Origin of the sequence: Arthrobacter sp. StoSoilB13 (genome assembly GCF_019977255.1) — a bacterium.
Taxonomy (GTDB): domain Bacteria; phylum Actinomycetota; class Actinomycetes; order Actinomycetales; family Micrococcaceae; genus Arthrobacter.
The window spans coordinates 1,430,000-1,452,102 of record NZ_AP024647.1; the positions used below are offsets into that span (position 1 = coordinate 1,430,000).

At 62.4% G+C, this 22,103-nt stretch carries 22 protein-coding genes; 10 read left to right on the forward strand and 12 right to left on the reverse strand.

Annotated features, from left to right (window positions below):
• The first annotated feature begins 13 nt into the window (after nt 1-13).
• On the forward strand, nt 14-1,306 hold the full coding sequence (locus LDP01_RS06705) for a DUF58 domain-containing protein (protein ID WP_224091099.1): 1,293 nt from the start codon (nt 14-16) through the stop codon (nt 1,304-1,306).
• A gap of 11 nt (nt 1,307-1,317) precedes the next feature.
• Nucleotides 1,318-2,043, forward strand: a complete 726-nt coding sequence (locus LDP01_RS06710) for a DUF4166 domain-containing protein (protein ID WP_224088093.1) — start codon at nt 1,318-1,320, stop codon at nt 2,041-2,043.
• A 30-nt stretch (nt 2,044-2,073) separates the two neighbouring features.
• On the opposite strand, the gene LDP01_RS06715 is transcribed toward LDP01_RS06710, so the two are convergent.
• Nucleotides 2,074-3,105, reverse strand: coding sequence for a uroporphyrinogen decarboxylase/cobalamine-independent methonine synthase family protein (locus tag LDP01_RS06715; protein ID WP_224088094.1), 1,032 nt, complete (start codon nt 3,103-3,105; stop codon nt 2,074-2,076).
• A 4-nt stretch (nt 3,106-3,109) separates the two neighbouring features.
• Nucleotides 3,110-3,499, reverse strand: a complete 390-nt coding sequence (locus LDP01_RS06720; protein WP_224088095.1) for a chorismate mutase — start codon at nt 3,497-3,499, stop codon at nt 3,110-3,112.
• Nucleotides 3,500-3,627: 128 nt separating this feature from the next.
• Between LDP01_RS06720 and LDP01_RS06725 the strand changes: the two genes are divergently transcribed.
• The gene (locus LDP01_RS06725) at nt 3,628-4,284 is read left to right on the forward strand and encodes an NADPH-dependent F420 reductase (RefSeq protein ID WP_224088096.1); all 657 of its coding nucleotides are present in this window, start codon (nt 3,628-3,630) and stop codon (nt 4,282-4,284) included.
• An 86-nt stretch (nt 4,285-4,370) separates the two neighbouring features.
• On the opposite strand, the gene LDP01_RS06730 is transcribed toward LDP01_RS06725, so the two are convergent.
• From LDP01_RS06730 to LDP01_RS06745, 4 genes are all read right to left on the reverse strand, one after another.
• Nucleotides 4,371-6,077 carry an ABC transporter ATP-binding protein gene (locus tag LDP01_RS06730; RefSeq protein WP_224088098.1) on the reverse strand — a complete coding sequence of 569 codons (1,707 nt, stop codon included), beginning with the start codon at nt 6,075-6,077 and terminating at the stop codon, nt 4,371-4,373.
• A complete protein-coding gene (locus LDP01_RS06735) occupies nt 6,074-7,066 on the reverse strand; it encodes an ABC transporter permease (protein ID WP_224088100.1) in 993 nt (330 codons plus the stop codon). Before LDP01_RS06735 ends, LDP01_RS06730 begins: the two co-directional genes overlap by 4 nt.
• 2 nt (nt 7,067-7,068) lie before the next feature.
• On the reverse strand, nt 7,069-8,160 hold the full coding sequence (locus LDP01_RS06740; RefSeq protein WP_224088102.1) for an ABC transporter permease: 1,092 nt from the start codon (nt 8,158-8,160) through the stop codon (nt 7,069-7,071).
• Between the two features lie 127 nt (nt 8,161-8,287).
• A complete protein-coding gene (locus LDP01_RS06745; RefSeq protein ID WP_224088104.1) occupies nt 8,288-9,916 on the reverse strand; it encodes an ABC transporter substrate-binding protein in 1,629 nt (542 codons plus the stop codon).
• Between the two features lie 319 nt (nt 9,917-10,235).
• Here LDP01_RS06745 and LDP01_RS06750 point away from each other — a divergent pair, with 319 nt between their 5' ends.
• Together LDP01_RS06750 and LDP01_RS06755 are read left to right on the forward strand one after the other, a co-directional pair.
• Nucleotides 10,236-10,766 (forward strand): caspase family protein, encoded by a 531-nt coding sequence (locus tag LDP01_RS06750; RefSeq protein WP_224088106.1) that lies wholly within the window; start codon nt 10,236-10,238, stop codon nt 10,764-10,766.
• A 41-nt stretch (nt 10,767-10,807) separates the two neighbouring features.
• Complete coding sequence (locus LDP01_RS06755; RefSeq protein WP_224088108.1) at nt 10,808-11,065, forward strand: hypothetical protein; 258 nt, start codon at nt 10,808-10,810, stop codon at nt 11,063-11,065.
• Nucleotides 11,066-11,094: 29 nt separating this feature from the next.
• Here the strand turns inward: LDP01_RS06755 and LDP01_RS06760 are convergent, their stop codons facing one another.
• Nucleotides 11,095-12,720 carry a gluzincin family metallopeptidase gene (locus tag LDP01_RS06760; protein WP_224088110.1) on the reverse strand — a complete coding sequence of 542 codons (1,626 nt, stop codon included), beginning with the start codon at nt 12,718-12,720 and terminating at the stop codon, nt 11,095-11,097.
• Between the two features lie 103 nt (nt 12,721-12,823).
• Complete coding sequence (gene mnmA, locus LDP01_RS06765; protein WP_263422309.1) at nt 12,824-13,945, reverse strand: tRNA 2-thiouridine(34) synthase MnmA; 1,122 nt, start codon at nt 13,943-13,945, stop codon at nt 12,824-12,826.
• Nucleotides 13,946-14,147: 202 nt separating this feature from the next.
• Here mnmA and LDP01_RS06770 point away from each other — a divergent pair, with 202 nt between their 5' ends.
• Nucleotides 14,148-15,395 (forward strand): NAD(P)/FAD-dependent oxidoreductase, encoded by a 1,248-nt coding sequence (locus tag LDP01_RS06770; protein WP_224088113.1) that lies wholly within the window; start codon nt 14,148-14,150, stop codon nt 15,393-15,395.
• Between the two features lie 40 nt (nt 15,396-15,435).
• Here the strand turns inward: LDP01_RS06770 and LDP01_RS06775 are convergent, their stop codons facing one another.
• On the reverse strand, nt 15,436-16,665 hold the full coding sequence (locus tag LDP01_RS06775) for a cysteine desulfurase family protein (protein WP_224088115.1): 1,230 nt from the start codon (nt 16,663-16,665) through the stop codon (nt 15,436-15,438).
• Between the two features lie 57 nt (nt 16,666-16,722).
• Complete coding sequence (locus LDP01_RS06780; protein ID WP_224088117.1) at nt 16,723-17,406, reverse strand: helix-turn-helix transcriptional regulator; 684 nt, start codon at nt 17,404-17,406, stop codon at nt 16,723-16,725.
• 91 nt (nt 17,407-17,497) lie between these two features.
• Between LDP01_RS06780 and LDP01_RS06785 the strand changes: the two genes are divergently transcribed.
• Nucleotides 17,498-17,917 carry a hypothetical protein gene (locus LDP01_RS06785; RefSeq protein ID WP_224088118.1) on the forward strand — a complete coding sequence of 140 codons (420 nt, stop codon included), beginning with the start codon at nt 17,498-17,500 and terminating at the stop codon, nt 17,915-17,917.
• A 3-nt stretch (nt 17,918-17,920) separates the two neighbouring features.
• On the opposite strand, the gene LDP01_RS06790 is transcribed toward LDP01_RS06785, so the two are convergent.
• Both LDP01_RS06790 and LDP01_RS06795 read right to left on the reverse strand, forming a co-directional pair.
• The gene (locus LDP01_RS06790; RefSeq protein ID WP_346658868.1) at nt 17,921-18,637 is read right to left on the reverse strand and encodes a hypothetical protein; all 717 of its coding nucleotides are present in this window, start codon (nt 18,635-18,637) and stop codon (nt 17,921-17,923) included.
• 129 nt (nt 18,638-18,766) lie between these two features.
• Nucleotides 18,767-19,693: a diacylglycerol/lipid kinase family protein gene (locus tag LDP01_RS06795; protein ID WP_224088119.1), complete on the reverse strand. Its 927-nt coding sequence runs from the start codon at nt 19,691-19,693 to the stop codon at nt 18,767-18,769.
• 122 nt (nt 19,694-19,815) lie between these two features.
• On the opposite strand from LDP01_RS06795, the gene LDP01_RS06800 reads away from it, so the two are divergent.
• The 3 genes from LDP01_RS06800 to LDP01_RS06810 all read left to right on the forward strand — a co-directional run bounded on the left by LDP01_RS06800 (nt 19,816) and on the right by LDP01_RS06810 (nt 22,102).
• Nucleotides 19,816-20,757 (forward strand): J domain-containing protein, encoded by a 942-nt coding sequence (locus LDP01_RS06800; protein WP_224088120.1) that lies wholly within the window; start codon nt 19,816-19,818, stop codon nt 20,755-20,757.
• 85 nt (nt 20,758-20,842) lie between these two features.
• The gene (locus tag LDP01_RS06805) at nt 20,843-21,310 is read left to right on the forward strand and encodes a tRNA (cytidine(34)-2'-O)-methyltransferase (RefSeq protein WP_224088121.1); all 468 of its coding nucleotides are present in this window, start codon (nt 20,843-20,845) and stop codon (nt 21,308-21,310) included.
• 186 nt (nt 21,311-21,496) lie between these two features.
• Nucleotides 21,497-22,102, forward strand: a complete 606-nt coding sequence (locus LDP01_RS06810) for an RNA polymerase sigma factor (RefSeq protein ID WP_527249066.1) — start codon at nt 21,497-21,499, stop codon at nt 22,100-22,102.
• Nucleotide 22,103: the final 1 nt, after the last annotated feature.

Below are 22,103 nucleotides of genomic sequence, written 5' to 3' on the forward strand. Positions count from 1 at the left end.
CACGGGTACCCTGATGGCCATCACGGGTCGTTTCGTGTTGCTGGCAGTTGCCGGGCTGGTTCCGTTGCTGCTGTTTCCGGCGTGGATCACCGTGCTGTTCATCGCTATCGGACTGCTGCTGCTCCTTGCCCTTGACCTTATCCTGGCGGCTTCCCCGGCCAAGCTGGGCTTGGTGCGTCAGCAACCGGGCAACGTCACCTTGGAGAGTCAGGTTGATTCCGTCCTCACGGTGACCAACCTGGGCCGCCGGAAGTTACGGGCGATGGTCCGGGACGGTTGGCAACCTTCCGCTGGAGCCCTGAACCCAGCCCAGCCGCTCGACGTTCCACCCGGCGAACGTCGCCGCCTGACGGTGTCCCTGCTCCCACGGCGCCGGGGCGATCTTGAAAGCCCGCACGTGACGGTCCGTTCGTACGGGCCCTTGCGGCTGGCCGCACGGCAGCGAACCAGGGCACTTCCCGGCCGGCTTCGAGTGCTGCCACCCTTCCATTCCAAACGGCATCTGCCATCGAAACTACGCAAGCTGCGCGAGCTTGATGGCAGGGCGGCCGTGCAGATCCGGGGCGCGGGAACGGAGTTCGATTCTCTGCGGGACTACGTTCGTGGGGATGACGTCCGGTCCATCGACTGGCGTGCAACTGCCCGTCGCACATCTGTGGTGGTGCGTACCTGGCGTCCGGAACGGGACAGGCGTGTCGTGATCGTTCTGGACACATCGCGGACCGCGGCGGCCAGGATTGACGACGAGCCGAGGCTGGACACTTGGATTGAGGCGGCGCTGCTGCTCGCGGTTCTGGCGGAACGGGGCGGGGACCGGGTTGACTTCCTCGCCTACGACCGGATGCTCCGCGCGAGGGTCGAGTCTGCTTCGAAAGGCAATCTCCTGGCGCAACTCGTTCAGGCCATGGCGACCTTGGAGGCCGAGCTCATCGAACTGGACTGGCAGCAGATCCCAGGCCAGGTGCGGGCCGTATCGGCACACCGCTCGCTTGTGGTGCTTTTAACAGCCCTCGACGGCGGCGCCCCCGAGGAAGGGCTTCTCCCCATGGTGGCCCAGCTGGTCCGCCAGCACGTGGTGGTGGTCGCGTCTGTCCGGGACCCCTTGCTGGCAGCCATGAAAGCCGGGCGTTCCACCGCCGGCCAGGTTTTCCGTGCCGCCGCCGCCGAACGCGCCCTGCTGGAACGGGCCGCCGTCACAGAACAATTGCGGCAACTCGGAGCTGAAGTGGTGGACGCCGAACCCTCCGAGGTCCCTCCCCTGCTTGCTGACACCTACATCCGGCTTAAAGCGGCCGGACGGCTCTAGGAAGGACTCCAATGAACGAAGCCATCTACCGGCTCGCCCTGGGCAATGATTTCAACAAGCTGGCCCCCGAACTACAGGAGTACTTCTCCCTGGCGGCAGGCTCCGGATCGTATGGAATTGGCGAGGGGGTCTTTGACGTCGTAGGGTGCCCGCAAAAATGGTTGCGTCCTTTGCTGGCCCTGACGGGAAGCGAAGAGGCCTTCTTCCCTGAATACGGCGAAGGCATTCCGTTCCGCATTGAGAACCATGCCCACGTGGATCCTTTCGGCCGGCAAGCCCTCACGGCACGGCGTGAAATCTACTTCCCATCCGGGACGCGGTTGTTCCACGACACCACGAGCGCTATCACCGCGCCGCAGGCCAGCTCCGTCACCCCCGCACCGGCCCGGTTGGTGGACCATGTCGGCCGCTACCGCCGCCTCGTCACGGACCTGGATGTAAGTGTCACGCCTAACGGCCGGCTGCGGGGCGTGTCGAAAGCCAGCCGGCTCTTCCTGGGTCCATTGCGCATTCCGTTGCCGGCGGCCCTGGACGCAAAGGCCTTTGCGGAGCAGTGGTGGGACGGGGACGAGGGCAAGCACCGCATCCAGGTCAAGGTCATCCAACCCCAGATCGGCGTCGTGCTTGTCTATGCCGGCCGCTTCGATTACCGGTTGGCGCCCTACCTGCCCGGGGCAGCCCAAGGCACCTCACTCCCCCGCTATGCGGAACCGGATCGCTGGGAAAAGAGGATCTAGCCCCTGCCAATCAACCCTGGGACAGGCCGGTCAACCCTGTGACAGCTGGTCCAGGCCGTCAGCCACCTGTGTGAGTCGGGCAAGCACTTCCTTGGCTGTGGCGGGCTTCACGTGGGCGAGTCCCGTAGCCGGCGTCAGTCGCAGTGCCGGCAAGGCCGACGCCGGGAGACCCAGTTGGCTCCAAGGCCGCCAAATGCTTTCCACGATCTCGGCCGTCCGCGGAAGCCTGGCATCAGTGTCTGATGTGGGCATCGCACCGGCCCACACACGCTTGCCGGCTTCCACTGCTGCGGCAAGGTGCTCCCATTGGCGGGTTGTCAATGCCTTCAGCGGCACAGCAACGCCATCGGCGCCCGCATCAAGTATGCGATCAATCGGCGCCTCTATCTCCGGTACGGCTACCACAATTTCGACGGCGCCCGCTGCCCTGAGCCCATCGATCACCAACCGCCACGCTCCCGCAACCTCCTCGCCCGGGATGGACCGCAGGGTGCGGTAACCACTCGCCGTCGGGATCGTGCCGCCCATCACTGCGGCAATGTCCGGCTCGTCCAGCTGGACCACAATACCCGCTCCAGGGACCGCTTCCGAGATCCGCTGGAGGTGTTCTGCGACTCCGGCTGCCAGTGACTCTGCAATGTCGCGGCGCGCTCCAAAATCGAGGAGGGCCCGCTCTCCGTTGTGCAGGTACAAACCGGCTGCGAGGCTCAGGGGACCCATCAACTGGACCTTGATCCCCCTGGCTGAAACCTCTTCTGTTCCAGCGACGTCAGCCAGGATGTTGATGTCAGTGGCAAGCGCGGACCGTCCCCGCTGCGCGTCTTTTCCCGGCCGGTCCACCAGTCTCCAACCATGTGGTTGAACATCCACGGCCAAGTCCACCAGCAACGATGCTGTCCTGCCTACGGCATCGGATCCGACACCACGGTCCGGCAGTTCAGGCAGGAACGGAAGGTGGGGGTCCCCCAATTCGCCCCGGATGATCCGCAGGGATTCCGCAGGGTCGATCCCTGGCCATGGGCCAAGAGCCGTCGCGCTGACCCGTTGTACTTCTCCTGACATATGTTCAGGCCTGCTGGCTGGAGATCTGGTGATCCTCTGCGATGGCCTCATGATGGCGGATCACTTCACTGATGATGAAATTCAGGAACTTCTCGGCAAATGCGGGGTCAAGATGTGCGTCCTCGGCCAGGCGGCGAAGCCGGGCGATCTGGGCTGCTTCGCGTCCGGGGTCGCCCGCGGGAAGCTTGTGGGTGGCCTTGAGAATCCCTACTTTCTGCGTGGCCTTGAAGCGTTCCGCGAGCAGGAAAACGAGTGTGGCATCAATGTTGTCAATGCTGGACCGGATGGAGAGCAGCTCATCCATGACGCCGCGATCCACCTGGCCCGCGAGGGAACTCGCTGACGGGTTGAAGGAATCGTGGTCTTCGGGGAGGGCACTGTTCTGCTCGGTCATGGTCCCCAGTCTATGGGGTGCGGCGGTAGCGTTGCCGGTGTTACCTGACTGCGTCCCGCCAGCGGTGTTCCCATCGCGGGAATCGGTGCAGAATGGCAGCATCACTGCACTCGACCAAGGGAGATTCCATGAAAATCGCTGTCCTGGGAACTGGAATGGTGGGGCACGCCCTCGCTGGCAAGCTGGTGTCCTTGGGCCACGAGGTCATCATGGGTTCCCGTGAATCCGGAAATCCCAAGGGCGAGGAGTGGGCCCGGCAAGCTGGTCCGCGCGCCCGTGCGGGCTCTTTCGCGGAAGCGTGCGCAGAGTCCGAGCTGATCGTGAATGCAACACCCGGTACTGTGAGCCTGGCCGTCCTCGCTGAAGCCGGCGACACCACCCTGAACGGCAAAATCCTCTTGGATGTGGCAAACGCCCTGGATGGATCAGGCGGTTTCCCTCCTTCGCTCACCGTCTGCAACACCGACAGCATCGCCGAGACCATTCAACGGACCTACCCCGGGGTGCGGGTAGTGAAATCGCTGAACACGGTCAGCGCCCCCGTGATGGTGGATCCAGGGCGGCTTCCGGGCCCACATGACATGTTCATGGCGGGAAACGACGCGGATGCCAAGTCCACAGTGTCAGGCCTGCTGCAGGAGTTTGGTTGGGCGCCCGAGCACATCAGGGACCTCGGTGGACTCGACGCCGCCCGCGGAATGGAGATGTGGCTGCCTTTGTGGCTAAGGATCTTCATGCAGCAGCCGAAGGGAAAGATGTTCAACATCGCCATCGTGTCCGAGTAGCGCACCAAGGCCCAGAACGAATGAAGGCCCGCCACAGTGAACTGCTCACAGTGGCGGGCCTTCGTTGCGTTCAGCCTGCGTGCGGGTTAGCCGCCCAACAGCGCGCGGTGCGCTTCCCGGCGTCGTGCTTGTTCATCAGGGTCCGGAACCGGCAAGGAGGCGATCAGCCGCTTGGTGTAGTCGTGCTGGGGCGAGCCCATCACATGGTTGCCGATGCCCTGCTCCACCAACTGTCCCTTGTACAGCACGCCAACCCAGTGCGACAACATGTCCACGACTGCGAGGTCATGGCTGATGAACAGGGCCGCGAAGCCGAACTGCTCCTGGATGTCCTTGAACAGGTCCAGAACCTTGGCCTGCACTGAGACGTCCAGCGCCGAGGTTGGTTCGTCGGCAATCAACAGGCGTGGGTTGAGCGCCAACGACCTCGCCAGAGAGGCGCGCTGCCGCTGTCCACCGGACAGCTCGTGCGGGTAGCGTTGCGCGTACGACGCCGGCAACTGGACTGACTCGAGCAGCTCACCTACCTTTTTCCGCGCCTCAGCCGCGCTCGGCTTGGTGTGGATAATCAACGGCTCAGCGACGCACTCACCGATGGTGAGGTGGGGGTTGAACGAGGCCGCCGGGTCCTGGAAAACGAAGCCGATCTCCTTCCGCAGCGGACGGAAGGTCCGCTCCTTGAAGTCCAGCATTTCGTAGCCGAGGACCTTCAGGCTGCCGCCGGTTGTCCTTGTCAGCCCTGCGATCGCCCGCCCGATGGTGGATTTGCCTGAGCCGGACTCCCCCACCAAACCGAAGACCTCATTCTCGGAGACAGTGAAGCTGACGTTGTCCACAGCTTTGAAGCCATGGCGCCCAAAGCGCCCTGGGTACTCGATGGTGAGGTTCTTCGCCTCAACGAGGACCTTGCCATCCTGATGCAACCGGCCACGGGCACCTTCCGAGGCTGAGTTGCGGCCAAGGTGCGGGACCGCCGCGAGGAGCTTTTTCGTGTAGTCCTGCTTTGGTTCCGCGAACAACACCCTTGAGGGCGCTTCTTCCACCACATCGCCCTGGTACATGACCACCACGCGGTCAGCGAGGTCGGCCACTACCCCCATGTTGTGGGTAATCAACACGATTGATGTGCCGTAGTTGTCCCGCAAGTCACGGAGCAGTTGCAGGATTTCCGCCTGTACTGTCACGTCAAGGGCTGTCGTTGGTTCATCGGCCACAATCAGACCAGGGTTCAGTGCCAATGCGGCGGCAATCACCACGCGCTGCTTTTGCCCACCCGAAAACTGGTGTGGGTAGTAGTTGACCCGGGTTTCAGGGTCCGGAATACCCACCTTGCGCAAGGCTTCCGTGGCCCGTTCCTTCGCTTCCCGGGAAGATACGCGATGGCCATCCTTGGCGTGGGCGCGGATCCCCTCGGCAATCTGCCATCCAACAGTGAACACGGGATTCAATGCTGTGGAGGGCTCCTGGAAAACCATGGCGACGTCGCGTCCACGGATCTTTCGAAGCGCGGATTTGCTGACACTGATCACGTTGTTGCCATTGATCACCACGGCACCGGAGCTGATGGCTGTTTCAGGCAGCAAGCCCAGAATGGTCTTGGCCGTCACGGTCTTGCCGGAACCGGACTCCCCCACGATCGCCACGACTTCACCAGGCTTAACGTCCAGGCTGACGTCCTTCACCGCATGGACGTCTCCGCTATCGGTGGCAAAAGTTACCTTGAGCCGGTCAATGGTGAGGACGGGTTCACTGGCGGCCCCGGCGTCGGAAATGTTTCCGAGGTTGGTGGTCATGGCTTACCTGCCTCTGTAGCTGTCGGGGTTGCAGGGGTTTTCGTGGTGCCTGCGCGCTTTCGGCCACGGATCCGGGGATCGTTGAGGTCGTTGATGCTTTCGCCAACCAGCGTCAGGCCCAGGACGGTCAGCACGATGGCGATGCCAGGGAAAACACCGGTCCACCAGATACCGGAGGAGGTATCGGCCAGTGCCTTGTTCAGGTCAAAGCCCCACTCTGCAGCCGATGTTGGCTCGATGCCGAAGCCCAGGAAGCCAAGGCCTGCAAGCGTAAGGATCGCTTCGGAGGCATTGAGCGTAAACATCAGGGGCAGGGTGCGCGTTGCGTTCTTGAAGATGTGCCGTCCGATGATACGCAGGCTGGATGCACCCAGTACCTTGGCCGACTCGACGAAAGGCTCGGCCTTGAGCCGGATGGTTTCGGCGCGGATGACCCGGAAATACTGGGGCACGAACACCACGGTGATGGAGAACGCACAGGAGAAAATACCGCCCCAGAAACTGGACTGGCCACGGCTGATGACGATCGAGATGACGATTGCCAAAAGCAGGGTGGGGAAGGCATAGATGGCGTCCGCCACTACTACAAGGATCCGGTCCAACCAGCCGCCGAAGTAGCCGCTGAGCAGGCCCAGGGCGACGCCAAGGAAAAGTGACATTGCCACGGACACGACGATGACGGTCACGGCCGTCTGGGATCCCCATAGGACACGGGACAGGACGTCATAGCCGCCCACAGTGGTGCCAAGCAGGTGTTTGGCACCCGGTGCCTGTTGGGTGGGGAAGGAACCGGACGCATCGCTGAGTTGGGAGTAGCCGTAAGGGGCCAGAAGCGGTGCGAGAATGCTTGTCAGCAGGAACAGCCCGCTGAGGACAACGCCCACTATCAGCATGCCCCGTTGGAGGCCAACGCTTTTCCTGAGGTGGGAAACCACTGGAAGCCGGGAGAAGAGGGGCTGCTTGGGAGCAGTCAGTGAAGGAGTGCTCATGGTCAGTACCTCACTCGGGGATCGATGAGCGCGGCAATGATGTCCACGATGAAGTTGGTCACGGCGACGATGATGGCCAACAGCACCACAATGCCTTGGACAGCCACAAAGTCACGGGCATTCAGGTATTGCACCAGTTGGTACCCCAGGCCCTTCCATTCGAAGGTTGTCTCGGTCAGGATGGCGCCGCCGAGCATGAGCGCAATTTGCAGGCCCATGACAGTGATGATGGGGATCAGTGCAGGCTTGTAAGCGTGTTTGGTAACCAGCCGGAACTCGCTAACGCCACGGGACCGGCCAGCCTCAATGTAGTCCTTTCCCAGCGTGCCAATGACGTTTGTCCGCACCAGCCGCAGGAAGACCCCTGCCGTCAGCAAACCCAGGGCCACGGCCGGCAGGACAGCGTGGGATGCAACGTCTCCAAGAGCGGCAAAGTTGCCGCTGCGGAGCGCGTCCAGCCAGTAGATGCCTGATGGAGCTCCGAGGCTGCTCATGGTCAGTTCCGTACGGGTGGAGGCGCGTCCTGCTACGGGGAACCATCCGAGCCACACCGAAAAGGTCAGTTTGAGAAGCAGGCCCGAAAAAAACACCGGAGTGGCATAGCAGAGAATCGCGAAGAACCGCAGGACTGCGTCGGAGGTCTTGTCGCGGTGTTGGGCTGCGATGAGTCCGAACGGGATACCAACTGCGAGCGCCACGATCAATGCGTTGATCGACAGCTCAAGTGTTGCGGCACCGAAGGTGGTGAGTACCTCCACGACGGGACGACGATCAGTGATCGTTGTGCCAAAGTTTCCTGTGATGAGTTGGCCGAGGTATTCGAAGTACTGGATCAGAACCGGGCGGTCATAGCCGGCATCATGGATTCGTTGTGCCAGTACATCCGGCGGGAGGCGTCCGCCCTGGGCAGCCGTGATGGGATCTCCAATGACCCGCATCAGGAAGAAGACCAGCGTCACCAGAATGAAGACGGTGGGGATGATCAGGAAGAACCGGATCACGATGTATTTTCCGAGGCCTCCCCCGGCCTTGGACTTGCTTTTTGGAGCTACTATTCCGGGCTCGGCCTCGGGTACCTCTATAAGTGTTGTCATTGTTACCTGTATTTCCTGCCCGCGGATTGCGCGGGATTGGCTCGTGCATGCCGGCCACGAAAGTGGTCAGCAAAGGAGGCGGGACACCGGATCAGCGTCCCGCCTCCTTCCCACCACAGAGGCGTGGTTACTTGGAAATCGTTCCGAGGCGGAACTTGAAGGATGCGTCCAGCGTCTTCTCGACGCCGTTCACGCCGCTTCCGGCCACCGCAACCTGGGCGCCCTGCAGCAGGGGAAGGGTTGAGATGTCCTTGGCGAGCGCGTTCTGGACATCTTTGATGTCCGCCTCACGCTTGGTCTTGTCAGCCTCGGTCAGCTGCTTGGCGATCAAGTCGTTCACAGTGGGGTTGTTGTAGTGGTTCTTCAGGAAGCCGCCGTCCGGGAAGAACGGGGTCAGGTAGTTATCGGCGTCGCTGAAGTCGGGGAACCAGCCAAACTGGAACACAGGGTACTCGTCAGCGCGGCTCGCCTTGCTGTAGGTAACCCATTCAGTGGACTGCAGGTTGACCTTGAAGAGTCCGGACTTCTCCAGTTGTTCCTTGATCATGGCGTACTCGTCACCGGAGGAGCCGCCGTAGTGGTCCGGGTTGTACTGCAGGTTCAACGCAACGGGCTCCGTGATTCCGGCGTCTGCCAAGACCTTCTTTGCCTTGTCCAGGCTCGGCTTTCCGTTGTCTCCATAGGCGTCCTTGAATGACTCGTTGGCGCCAAGGAATCCGCTGGGAACGTTGGAGTACAGCGGGAGGTAGGTGCCCTTGTAGACCTGGTCCGCGATGGCCTGCCGGTCCACGAGATTGGCTACGGCTTGCCGGACGGCGAGCGCCTTGGCGGGATCAGCGCCGGCTGCCTTGGTGCCGAACGGCATGGTGTCGAAGTTGAAGGTGATGTAGCGGATCTCGCCGCCCGGTCCCGTCAACACCTTGACCTTGGAGTCTTTCCGAAGGTCATCAACATCCGTGGCACTGAGGCTGCGGAAGGCGACGTCGATGTTGCCCTGCTGGATGTCCAGCTTGAGGTTGGTGGGGCTGGCGTAGTACTTGATGGTGGCTTCGTCGTTTGCCGGCTTGCCAAGGACACCTTTGTAGTCGCCGAAGGCCTTGAAGCTGACAAGTTCGTTCTTCTTGTAGCTATCGATCGTGTATTGGCCGTAGAAGGCCTTGGCCTTGATGATCTCGTCGTCAGGAAGGATCTTGTCCGCGGGGAAAACTTCGTCGTCGACAATGGGCGCCGCAGGACTGCTAAGGATCTGGCTGAATGTCTGGTCGTTTGCCTTCTTCAGCTTGAAAACCACCGTGGTGGCGTCAGGAGTGCCCACACTCTCGATGTTGGTCAGCAGGGATGCCGGGCCGGCGGGGTCGTTGATGGCGACCTGCCGGTCAAAGGAGAACTTGACGTCTTTGGAATCCAACGTGTGTCCATTGGCCCACTTCAGACCGGACTTGAGCTTGACGGTGTATTCGGTCGGTGCCGTGAATGAGGACGACTCCGCAAGGTCCGGGACCGGTTCTGCACCCCCAGGCTTGGAGTTCAACAGGAACGAGTAAATCTGGTTCATCACCATGAACGAACCATTGTCATAGGATCCTGCCGGGTCCAATGCGGTGACTTTGTCTGTGGTGCCGTAGGCGATCGGGCCGGCGGCAGCCGGGGCGGACGAGGAACCGCCGCCGGAGGGGCCCGTGCATGCAGTCAAAGCGAGGGCGGAAACGCCCGCCAGCGCGATAACGCCATGCAGGGCCTTCTTCTTCAGTGCCATCTGTGAACCTTCTGTTCGATGGATTAGGCGCACCGCCGTGGGATATTTGTGACGGAGCGCACTCTTGATTCCACGATTCAATCAGACTTCGGCGCCCCGGGGACCTTGATTTGGTGATTCGAGACACAATATTTACCTACGAGTAGGTTTGCCCGGGGACGCCAAAGCATTGCCCCCGGAGGGTCGCAGGAATATCTTTATTCCGAGTTGACAAGCGCTGATCACGGGCAGGCGGAACGCGGCCGTGGACAGCATCCAGGCGGCGGTTCAGGGGGCCGCCGAGGTAATGGGTGCAAGGACCAGTCCTAAGGACAGCAACATGAGCAAGGCAGCCCTCTGCGTGGGGATCAACAAGTTCAAGTATTTACCCGAATCGAGCTGGCTTCACGGTTGCGTTAATGACGCTGAAGACCTGGCCGCCCTCCTTGAGGCGCAGTATGGATTCGCATCCTCCAGCATCAAGGTCTTGAGGGATGCCAAGGCCAACAAAAAGTCCGTAATGGCCGAACTCAACAAGCTGGTCGATAGCGCGGTGGACGGAAAATCCAACCACATCGTCTTCACCTTCTCCAGCCATGGCACGCAGATACCCGATGTCAGCGGCGATGAAGCCGACCGGCTGGACGAGGCCTTCGCCTGCTATGACATCAACAACTCCGGCGACTCATGGGACCCGGACACAGTGATCACGGACGATGAGCTGGCGACGCTCTTCGCGCGGCTGCCGGACGGTGTCCTCATGGATGTTGTGCTGGACACCTGCCACAGCGGTACTGGACTGAAGTCCCTGGACCTGTTGCCAGGCCGGCGTCCCCGCTTCCTGCCCGCTCCGACGCCCCGGGGCCCGTGATCGCGAACGAGTTCAGCGACACACGCACCCTGCGCGACCTGGTGAAATCTGCAAAAGGGGCCAAGCCCGTGCTGATGGCAGCCTGCCGATCGGACCAGACGGCTGCGGACGCCCTCATTGACGGACGCTACAACGGCGCCTTCACCTATCACTTCGTGAAGTCCCTCCAGGGCAATGGCACTGTAGTCCGCGCGGAAGTCCTGAAACTGGTGAGCAAGGGTCTCAAAGGCGGCGGTTTTGATCAAATCGCCCAATTGGAAGGCACGACGGCGGCACGCAAGGCTGCGTGGGGCAGCTAACCCTTGGCTGGCGCCCAAGGGGGCATCAGCTATTCCCCCGTGCCGTGGAACTTGTTCCTGACGCCGGAAGATGCGGCTTCCTCGGCGTCGTGCTGTTGATCTGAACCAAACAGCATGCCCTGCCGCTCCCTGTCCATTACCGGTTTGAGCGCGGCGTATACCAGGCGGCCACCGGCGTCGAACCTGAGGACTCCTCCACCGCGGATATCTACGAATTCCCGCCGTGTCTTCAGGCCAAGGCGGACATAGGCCTCCTTACGGCTCATCCGCACTGTTTGAATGAATGATGCCCCGATTTCGGAGATGACGAAGCCGTCCGGTGACACGCGTTCGGACGTACGCACCCGCGTGGAGCTCAGTGGTGTGCGCCGCTCGAGGCGGGCCGCGTCCAGGAGCCTCGGGTTTTCCCACACGAAGCGTTGCACTTCCTGGGGGTCTGACCCCAGGGCCGAGAGCCGGATGGGATAGCGAAGCCCCTGGTAGTTATCCACCCCGCTGATGTTGTTCAGCGACACCCGGCGGATCCCGATGGCCGAGAATTCCGCTTGGAGGGCATCGCGGTAGCTGTAGGTGTCTTCCGGGACCATGTCCAGGTCCGCGGCAATGATGCCACGTAAGAGGTCGCGCCAAGTGACGTCCACAGGTGGCATGTAGGAAAGGCCCCTGATCACCATTCGCAGAACCCTCATGGCCACAATGGAACCGGATTCGGCTTTCTGCTGCAGGCTTTGGTTGTCCCCAAAACGGGCATTTCTTTCCGACCACAACCGCTGGACGGCCCGGAGTACTGCCCCGACCACCACCGCCCCGCGGGCGTGCGGATCCAGCATGGTTTGCCACCCGTCAGGAACGGCGCCAACAAATGGTTCCCTCAGGGGACCACGGGCGAAAAGGTCCCTTGCAAAGTCAAAGAGGGACCTTATCAGGATCGCGTCGTCCACGACCTGGCCTGCTTCGAAGCCTTCCCCGGCAGCTTCAAGTTCCCGGAAGACCACCTCACGCGATGAAAACACCGACAGTATGGCCACCAGGTCTGCCAGTGCCTCATGCATGGCAAGTTGCTCCATGGTGGCCAGCTGGTCCGCCCATGCCGGCCGGAAGCCGTCAAGGATCGCATGGGTGACTTCGTGGGCAACGATGTCCCTGTAGAGGGCGGTGGGTACTTTGTAGCCCATGCGGTCCACCGAGCCGAAGCGGATGGTGTTGGTACCGCGCTCATATCCGGTATCGACAGCTGTGACACGATCCCTTGCCTTCAGGACCACCCGCCCCTCCGGATTCCAGGGCATCCGCCGGCCGAGGGTGGATTCGAAGATATCCAGGGTGCTCATGGCCACGCCGTAGACGTGCTGGGCGAGGAAGCGGGTATCGTCCAGGAGTTCGCGAAGGTCCGTGGGTGGAGGTTCTGAAACGAGTTGCCAGGGGTCGCCTTGGCTGGTCAGGGTAACGGGCGACACATTGGTTCCGCGCCACTTGCGGATGTGGATCGCGTAGCGGTGTCCAGTGGGGCCACGCCGGAGCCGCTCGACGGGTATCCGGACTTGGGCTGTCAGCGGTGGCGCCCCGCCAAAACCTATCGGCCCCTCTGCAAGGACCGTTACGGAGACCATCTGCCCGGCTTTGATGTCTCCCGGGCTCTTCTTTGGAAATGCCACAGCCATCGCCATCTTCGAATGCGGACCCCAACACACCGCAGCGGTTGTGCTGCTTAGGCCAGTATGGGGGCCCTCAAACCCGGAGGCAATAATCCGGTAACGGCTAGAGCACTGCCCTCTGCAGGGAACGCGCGGCGTCGATGGTTGCCTGTCCCAGTACCCGGGTGCCCTGATAGAGAACAATGGTCTGGCCAGGCGCCACTCCCCGCAGCGGCTCGGTCAGGGTGACCACGAGTTCCGCCCGCTCGACACCCTCTTCATCGGCAACCGGCTCAACGTGTGCACGGGCCGGAACGGGGTCGCCATGCGCCCGCACCTGGGCGTGGCATTCGAATTCCGCACCGGTCTCAACCTCGGAGATGGGCAAACCGGCCCAGGACACCTTGATTCCGCGGATTTCATCGATGGCAAGGAGCGCTTCCGGCCCCACGACAACCTTGTTTTCCTTTGGCCGGATTTCCAGGACGAACCGGGGCTTGCCATCGGAGGCCGGCGTGCCCAGCTTCAGTCCCCGGCGCTGGCCGACGGTGAAGGCGTTGGCACCGGGGTGCTCCCCTACCTTCGTGCCGGTTTCGTCCACGATGTCGCCGGTTGTCATTTCGATTTTCTCGGCCAGCCAGCCACGCGTATCTCCATCGGAGATGAAGCAGATATCGTGGCTATCGGGCTTGTTTGCCACCGACAAACCCCGCCTTTCGGCCTCGGCCCTTACCTCGGCCTTGGAGGGAGTGTCCGCAAGCGGGAACATGGAGTGCTTAAGCTGCTCGTGCGTCAGGACGCCCAGGACATAGCTTTGGTCCTTGGCCCAGTCCGCCGCACGATGCAGTTCGCGGTTGCCGTCGGCGTCTTCGATTACTTTGGCGTAGTGCCCGGTGCACACAGCGTCAAAGCCCAGGGCAATGGCCTTCTCCAGCAAGGCAGCAAACTTGATGCGCTCGTTGCAACGCATGCACGGATTCGGGGTGCGTCCGGCAGCATATTCGTCGATGAAGTCCTGGACGACATCTTCCTTGAAGCGTTCGGAGAAGTCCCACACGTAGTAGGGAATCCCCAGGACATCACAGGCGCGCCACGCATCGCGGGAGTCTTCAATGGTGCAGCATCCCCGGCTTCCGGTGCGAAGGGTGCCGGGCATGCGAGACAACGCAAGGTGGACTCCGACGACGTCGTGTCCGGCCTCGACGGCGCGGGCGGCGGCCACGGCGGAGTCGACTCCGCCGCTCATTGCTGCAAGTACTCGCATGCTGGCTTTCCGTGATTCAGGGGGTTTTGAATGGTGATTCCGGCTGAGGCGAGCCGGCACGCCCAACTATTCTAGCGCCCGCACCAATGTGCGCGCTAAATCCCTTGACTGGGCATAGGACGAAATCTAAAGTCAAAGTAAGTTGTTTTAGAAGAGCCAAGACAAAGGTGGGCTGAAATGACGCATGAACGAATGGTCATCGCCGGCGGCGGCCCTGGCTGGTGCAACCGCAGCAAAAACCCTTCGCTCAGAAGGCTTTGCCGGACCAGTGACCCTCCTGACATCCGAGGAGCGGATCCCTTACCTTCGGCCGCCCCTTTCCAAGGAGTTCCTTCTGGGCAAGGACGACGAGGATAGCGTCCCGGTGGTGCCGGCTGGCTGGTACGAAGAAAACGACGTCGAACTGCTGCTGGGCAATCCCGCATCGGGCATCGACGCGGGAAGCCGCACCGTCACGCTAAAGGACGGCCGAAGCCTGGACTACGCCAAGTTGCTGATAGCCACCGGGGCGCAACCCCGGCAGATTCCGCTGCCTGGCACGGACCTGGAGGGAGTCATGACATTCAGGACGTTCGGGGACAGCCTGCGCCTGCAGTCCCTGCTCCGGGACGGCGGCAGGCGTGTGGTCATGGTCGGTTCCGGATGGATCGGCATGGAATTGGCCGCAGCTGCCCGCACTTACGGCAATGATGTGGTCTTGCTTGGCTTGGAGGAAATCCCCCTCAGCGCCGCCATCGGCCCTGAGCTGGGCAACTACTTCCGGGCACTCCATGAACAGAACGGTGTCAGCTTCAGGCTGCCCGCCAGCGCTGCCGGCATCGAAGGGAAGGATGGCCGCGCAACCGCAGTGCGGACCGACACCGGCGAGGTCCTGCCCGCAGATATCGTCATCATTGCCGTGGGGGTTGTGCCCGACACATCGTTGGCGGAAACAGCGGGGCTGACCCTGGACAACGGAGTCCTGGTGGATTCCGCGCTTCGCACCAGCGCCCCGGACATCCTGGCAGCAGGTGACGTTGCCAACGCCCTGCATCCCTTCACGGGCGAACACCACCGCAGCGAGCATTGGGCGAACGCACTTAATGGCGGCAAGGTGGCTGCCAAGACGATGCTGGACCAAAATGCCGCCTTGGATGTTGTCCCGTATTTCTATACGGATCAGTTCACCCTCAGCATGGAGTACTCGGGTTTCCCCTCGCTGGCCACCGGCGTAGAGCCTGTGATTCGCGGCTCGCTCGATGACGGCAGTTTCATCGCGTTCTGGATGCGCGATGGCCGGAAGGAGCAGGGCGAAGTGGTGGCCGGCATGAACGTGAACATGCGGCGCGTACAGAAGCCGATCAAGGCACTGATTTCAGGCCGGGTGCAGGTGAACATTGCACATCTCACGAGTCCCGACGTTCCCCTTGAGGACCTTTTGCCCGGCGACTGACTTTCGCGACCCGGCTTTTGCCGGGGGCCTCATTGCCGGGCTAAGACGCCGGGGCTCCCCGCCGCGCTACGGTTGCCGCTGTCTGGATGTTTGATTCATGACCGGCCATGCCTGCTTGACGGGCCCGGGCGCAAGCCTCGGGAAGCGCCTTGAGCAGGGCATCGAGGTCGGCGTCCGTAGAGCTGTGCCCCAGCGTAAAGCGCTGGGCGCCACGGGCAGTGTCTTCGTCCAGGCCCATGGCCAGGAGGACGTGCGAAGGGCGGGGCACCCCGGCGGTGCAGGCCGAACCGGTAGATGATTCAACGCCGGCGAGGTCCAAAAGGAACAGGAGCGAATCTCCCTCGCAACCGGGAAAAGTAAAGTGGGCATTGCCGGGCAGTCGGCCTTCCCCGGGCGCCCCACGGAGCACAGCGTCCGGAACGGCCTGCCGAACCCCGGCAATGAGACGGTCGCGCAGCTTGCTGATGCGCTCACCCTCGGCGGCAAGGTTACCGGTTACGGCCTCCGCAGCCGCCGCGAAGGCAGCAATGGCGGGCGTGTCCAGAGTCCCCGAGCGCACATCGCGCTCCTGCCCACCTCCGTGTTGAACCGGAGTCAACTTGATGGACCGTCCGAGGAACAACGCGCCGACGCCAACGGGCCCGCCGAGCTTATGCCCCGAGACGGACATTGCAGCGAGCCCGGAGGCCCGGAAATCGACCGGAATGGAGCCGAAGGCCTGGACCGCATCCGAGTGCACCGGAATCCCGTATCGGTTGGCCAGCTCCACTATTTCTGCGACGGGCTGAATGGTGCCCACTTCGTTATTGGCCCACATCACCGTGACAAGCGCGACAGAATCGGGGTCGCGCTGGAGTTCACGCTGCACGGCCTCAAGCTGCACCGCACCCTCTGCATCCACCGGCAACCACACGGCCTCGGCTCCCTCATGACGCTCAAGCCACTCCACAGTGTCCATGACCGCATGATGTTCGACGGCGGAACACAGGATGCGGGTCCGGCGGGGGTTTTCGTCATGGCGGGCCCAGAAAAGGCCCTTGACTGCCAGGTTGTCAGCCTCAGTCCCACCCGACGTGAAAATTACCTCGGACGGGTGGGCTCCAGCGGCCGCCGCCAACGTTTCGCGCGCATCTTCCACCGCGCGCCTTGCCCGCCGCCCGGCTCCATGGAGGGAGGACGGGTTGCCGGTTCGCGCCAGCTCGCGCGTCATAACGGCAAGGGCTTGGGCCGACATGGGAGTGGTGGCGGCGTGGTCGAGGTATACAGGCACGTTGCAATTCTACCGGCGGCGTCATTTCATAGACCGCGAAAGCGTCAGGTCCTGGGGTCAGGTTTGGGGGTCCGGTTCCAGGTTGCCAATCCGCGCACAGCAATGACCAGGGCCAGAATCCGGAAGGACGCTCTCACCACTGAGGCCGGATGCGGTGGCGGCGCCCTTGAGGAACGCGCCATTCATGGCGCAGACCACCTGCTCATGGTCCTGCGAAAGCCGATGGAACGGACAGTTAAGCAGTCGGTACCCTCCCGCTTCATCAGCCACTGGTTCGTAGCCGAGGTCCGCCAAAGCACCCAGGAAATCGCCGGGCCTGCCCGCCTCCTGGCCCTTGCAGTCCGCAACATCCATCAACGCTTCCCGCACGGGCAGGTCCCCTTTCAGGGAACGCGTGATAGCTGTGGCCATCAAATCCCCGGCGAGATCGTACTGGCGCTCAGGGACGGAGGCAACAACCTCATCCATGGCTGGGCGGTAGAGCTTGGCAGGCCGGCCGGAACCGGGTCCGGCTTTGTCAGAGGACTTCCTGAACTCGACTTGCAGGACTCCATCCTTCACCAATCGATCCAAATGGAAGGAGGCCGTGCTTCGGGGAATACCGAGAACACGGGCCGCTTCGTCCCGTCCAACGGCGTCTGCAGCCCCGCGCACGTAGGCGAACAACACCCGGCGGTTGTCGTCGTCCAAGGAGGCGATCGCCGAAATCCTTTGGAGCCAAGAGTGGCGTGCAGTGGTCATACAGCCAGAATATCTCTAAAAACAAGATTCGTTGCTTAACCTTGGGATGAGATCTAAAATCAAGATACCTATTTTTAGAAAGGAATCCGTCATGGAAGCCGCAACGACCCATATGAGCAGGAAGTCCAGCCACGGCGAGCTCAGGGACCCTTCCCGGCAGGCCTTTATCCTCCTGAGGACGGTCTTCACGATTGCCCCGATCATTTTCGGGCTCGATAAATTCAGCAACCTCTTGACGGACTGGACTGTCTACCTCGCGCCCGCAGCCACCGCCGTCGTACCTGTTTCAGCCCAGACCTTCATGTACGGCGTGGGAGTCATCGAAATTATCGCCGGCATCGTCGTCGCCCTGCGGCCGCGCTGGGGATCCCTCGTTGTCGCCGCTTGGCTGCTCGGCATCATCGTCAACCTGCTGGTGCTTGGCTCGTTCTTCGACGTCGCGCTGAGGGACTTCGGCCTGCTGGTGGGAGCACTCGCGCTGAACCGCCTGGCCACCGCGCTCAAGAAATAACACTCAGCCTGGTGGGACCACGGCCAACCCGGACTGGACCTCAGCCCTGGCCTTGGCCAGGGTCCCGCTATCCGGACAAGCAATCGATATGTAGATAGAGGAAGCCGGGCTGCTGAAAAGCCTGGCGAGAACCAAAGCCGCGGTGCCACCGGAAGACGGAGCTGATTCCAAGGCCAAAAATTCCACTCTATGTTCCGGCTTGCCGGAATCCTGGCCCCACCGCAATGAGGCCGGCGTTAGCTTGTCCACATCGGCCCCGGGATCCAGGTAGCGGAACAGTTCCTTCGTGGACGCGGCGTCATCCCCGGGAACCACCAACGGTCCCTGGTTAACGCTGACCCTGACCACCACCACGCACCCATCAGTCTTCGCGAACCGGGTTTCACCTTGCAGGCCGGAGTGCACAACGGACCACCCCGGCGCTTCTTCCAGTTGGCCGGAAACCAATACCGGATCTCCGGGCGCCAAAGTTCCTCCCGCGACCAAGGGCAGGTCCTTCGCGGCGAGAGCCTCAGCATCGTGTCCGGGCGTAATGGTTGGAGTGGACAGCGTCGAGGCCGAAGGTGAAGGCTTTGGTGCTGCGGGATCAGGCACGTTCACACTGCATCCCACAAGCAGCAAAGCCGAAGCAGCCACGGCAGCAAACCCAGGCAGGGCAGCCAACCCAGGCAGGGGGGCCACCATGCCCGGGACCTGCCGTCGTCCAACACCCCGTGCCATAGGCGGTCCTCCCTTTTGCCGACGAGCCACTTCTGCCGCCACCGAGTCTAACCTCCCGCCACAGCGGACCGTGGCCAGCGGACCAACGCGAAATGCCTCGCCCCTCCCAAAACCAAACTGCTCAAGCGACTAGGCAAGGACCCGCAGACCCCCGGGCACAACCTCGACCTCCACAGGCAATCTGCCCACGCGCTCGCCGTCGGCGTAGGCCACGACACCTTCTGCCTCCAGCCGCACTTTCCGAATCCGCCGGATCTCCACGGCCGGATGACCAAGGTGTTTGCCGGCGAACACCTTGGGAAACACCGCCAGGAAATTCAGCCGCGACAACGGCTTGACGATAAACAGATCCAGCCGCCCGTCGTCGGGCAACGCATTGGGCGTAATTCTCATGCCGCCGCCGATCGATTGGCCGTTCGCCACCGAAATCAGCAACGCCGGCTGCCGCCACTGCTCGCCGTCGGCCGTCACCGTGTATTCGATACGCCGGAAGGAACCGAGTTCCCGGAGCATCGCCAGGTTGTATCGGCTCTTTCCCTTGGGCCACCGCCACGAGTTCGCCCTCTCGTTAACGGCAGCGTCAAATCCGGCAGACAGGACCCCCGCAAAATAGCTGCTTCGCCCGGCGGCGGTGACGCGTCCGGCGTCGATCTTCCGCCCGCCCGATGCCATTGATGCCAGCAGGCGGTCGCACGCCGCCTTTGCGTCCCCGAGTGGCAAGCCCAGCAGCCTGGCAACATCGTTGCCAGTGCCGGCGGGAACAATTCCCAGCGGAAGATCCTTTCCGGCGAGCGCATTGACACCCAAATGGACCATGCCGTCCCCGCCCACCACAACCAGCGCACTGATGCCTGAAATTATGGCCTCATCAACCAGGGTCCGGAGGTCGTCGTAGCTTCCGGCTTCCAGTACGACGACGTCACAACCGGCGGCGCGAAGGCAGGCTGCGGCCTCGTCCCCGGCGAGGCCGTGGCGTCCGAACGATGCTGTTGGATTGATGGCAAGGGCGATCTTCTCCGGCGAGTGCTTGGGATTCTTGGGCGCCGGAGGATTCACCTGGTGAATTATGCCAGCCGGGAACCACCGCGCCCGCTGCCGACGTTCTCATAGTGGCTGGATAAACTGGCCGTACCGCCCCAACAGTGGAGCGGCCCACCATCCTAGAGAAGGGCCTGTGCTTGGCCGAGGGCAGCAGTTCCCACTATCAGGTTCTTCGTGTGTCCGTCACTGCGACGGACAAGGAGATCAAGGTGGCATACCGGAAGGCCGCCCGGAAGGCCCACCCCGATCACGGCGGCGAAGCCGAAATGTTCCGCCGTGTAACGCTCGCGTATGAAACCCTGATCGATCCGAAGCGTCGGGCCGAGTATGACCGGAGGTATGCCAGCGGCACCACCGGCCGCTCCCAACCGCGTCCGGGCGACTACACAGGCGCGCCTGCGCCGGGTCCGGCGACCAGCACGGGAGTCAGGCGTCCGCAGGCCCCGCGCAACACGGCAGGCGATCCGCCCGTCTACGTTCCCGCCTTTGATGACCCCCTTGAAGTTCCCCTTATTTCGATGGCAGAAGCTGCCCAACAGGTCCACGGCTTGCCGCGAAAGCGCGGCATTTTTGGAGCCGAAGCCCGCATCCAACGCGAGATGCGGACGGTACAGCTCATCAGCAGGCAGGTCCTGCCTGCCATCCCCGCCGCAAGGCTCATCAACGGGCTCCGCTCCCCCTCTGACAACAACCACATCGACCACGCAGTGCTTTCCGGCTACCGGCTGGCACTGGTTGGTTCCATGCTGTTGCCCAAGGGCGCCTACGCGTGGGACGGCAATTCGTTGCGCCACGGCGGCCGGTCGGTGGCTCCGCCGCAGCTGGCCCACATCGTTCGCCATATGCAGGACATCTTCCCCGAGTTGAACGTCACCGGCTGGGTGGTCCTGCACAGTCCTGACGGCAACCTGCACGAACCAGTCATTGACCAGTACGGAAAAGGGCAAAGCCATAACGCGGTTGAGGTAGTCAACGGCGCAGGATTGGCCCGCGGCTTGAAGCAGTTCCTTGGTTCAGGACCAGCACCGAACACCGTGGTGGTTCCCGTTCTTGCCCGCTTGCTCCGCGGCATGCACTGACATCATGCTTTCGTGGACGCTGGCTGACTCATCATGAAGCCAGCTCGATGGAACCGGCTGGGGCGGGACTGGCTAGGATGGGACGGTGTTCCGCATCCTCTTCCACACTCCAGAAATCCCGGGCAATACGGGCAACGCCATTCGTTTGGCCGCCATCACCGGCGCCGAACTCCATCTGGTGGAGCCCCTGGGCTTTGACTTTTCCGATGCCAAGCTGCGACGGGCGGGCCTGGACTACCACGACCTCGCCGTCGTAACGGTCCATAAGGACATTAACGCAGCCTGGGCTGCCTTGCAGCCTGAGCGTGTGTTTGCTTTTACGTCCGACGGCGAAACGTCCTACACGGATATTAATTACCGCGAGGGCGACGTACTGATGTTCGGCCCTGAATCTGTCGGCCTCCCGGATTGGCTGAAGAAGGATCCGCACGTCACGGCCCGGGTGCGGCTCCCGATGCGGCCTTCCCTGCGTTCGTTGAACCTGGCAAACGCCGCGTCCATCGCCGTTTTCGAGGCGTGGCGCCAGAACGGATTTGCCGGCGCCAAGGTGTAGCCCATCCGCAGCGCCCGCAGCTGCGAATAACCTATGCAGGATCAATTCCTGCCTTGGACATTCGATGAGGGAGCCGATGTGAGCGCGCTGGAGGCCCTGGTGGTGGCAAACCGCTGCACGGCTGTGCGCACAACGACGCGCCCTCGTGCTGCGGGTTTCAAACCACACGACTTATGCTGGACAGTGATGGACATCCCCAACAATCCCGGTCCCCCGGTCGTCGAGACTTCGGGCACGGCGACAGACTTGAACTCGCAGCTCACGGGCCTGCTTGAATTGATTGCTGCAGGCGATCAGGTGGCCTTCGCCGAGTTTTACCGGCTGACCTCCAAACGGGTCTTTGGCATGGCCAGGCGCATCCTGATCGACTCCGAGCTGAGCGAAGACGCCACCCAGGAAGTTTTCATCCAGGTCTGGCAGGGCGCCGCCAGGTTCGATCGCGCGTCCGGCAGCCCCATGGCCTGGCTCATGACCATCGCTCATCGCCGTGCCATCGACCGCGTCCGTGTCGTGCAGGCAGCAACGGACCGCGAAGCCCGGTACGGCGCAGCGAGCCAGGACCTTGATCGCGACGTCGTATCCGAGGAAGCCGACACGAACTTTGAGGCCGAGGCCGTCAGCAGGTGCCTTGGCACATTGACGGATACCCAGCAGGAATCGGTCCGCCTCGCCTATTACGGTGGGCTCACTTACAGGGAGGTTGCGGAGCACCTTGGTGCCGCGGTCCCTACCATCAAGTCCCGCATCCGCGATGGACTCCTGCGCTTGAAGACCTGCTTGGGGGTGGGCTGAA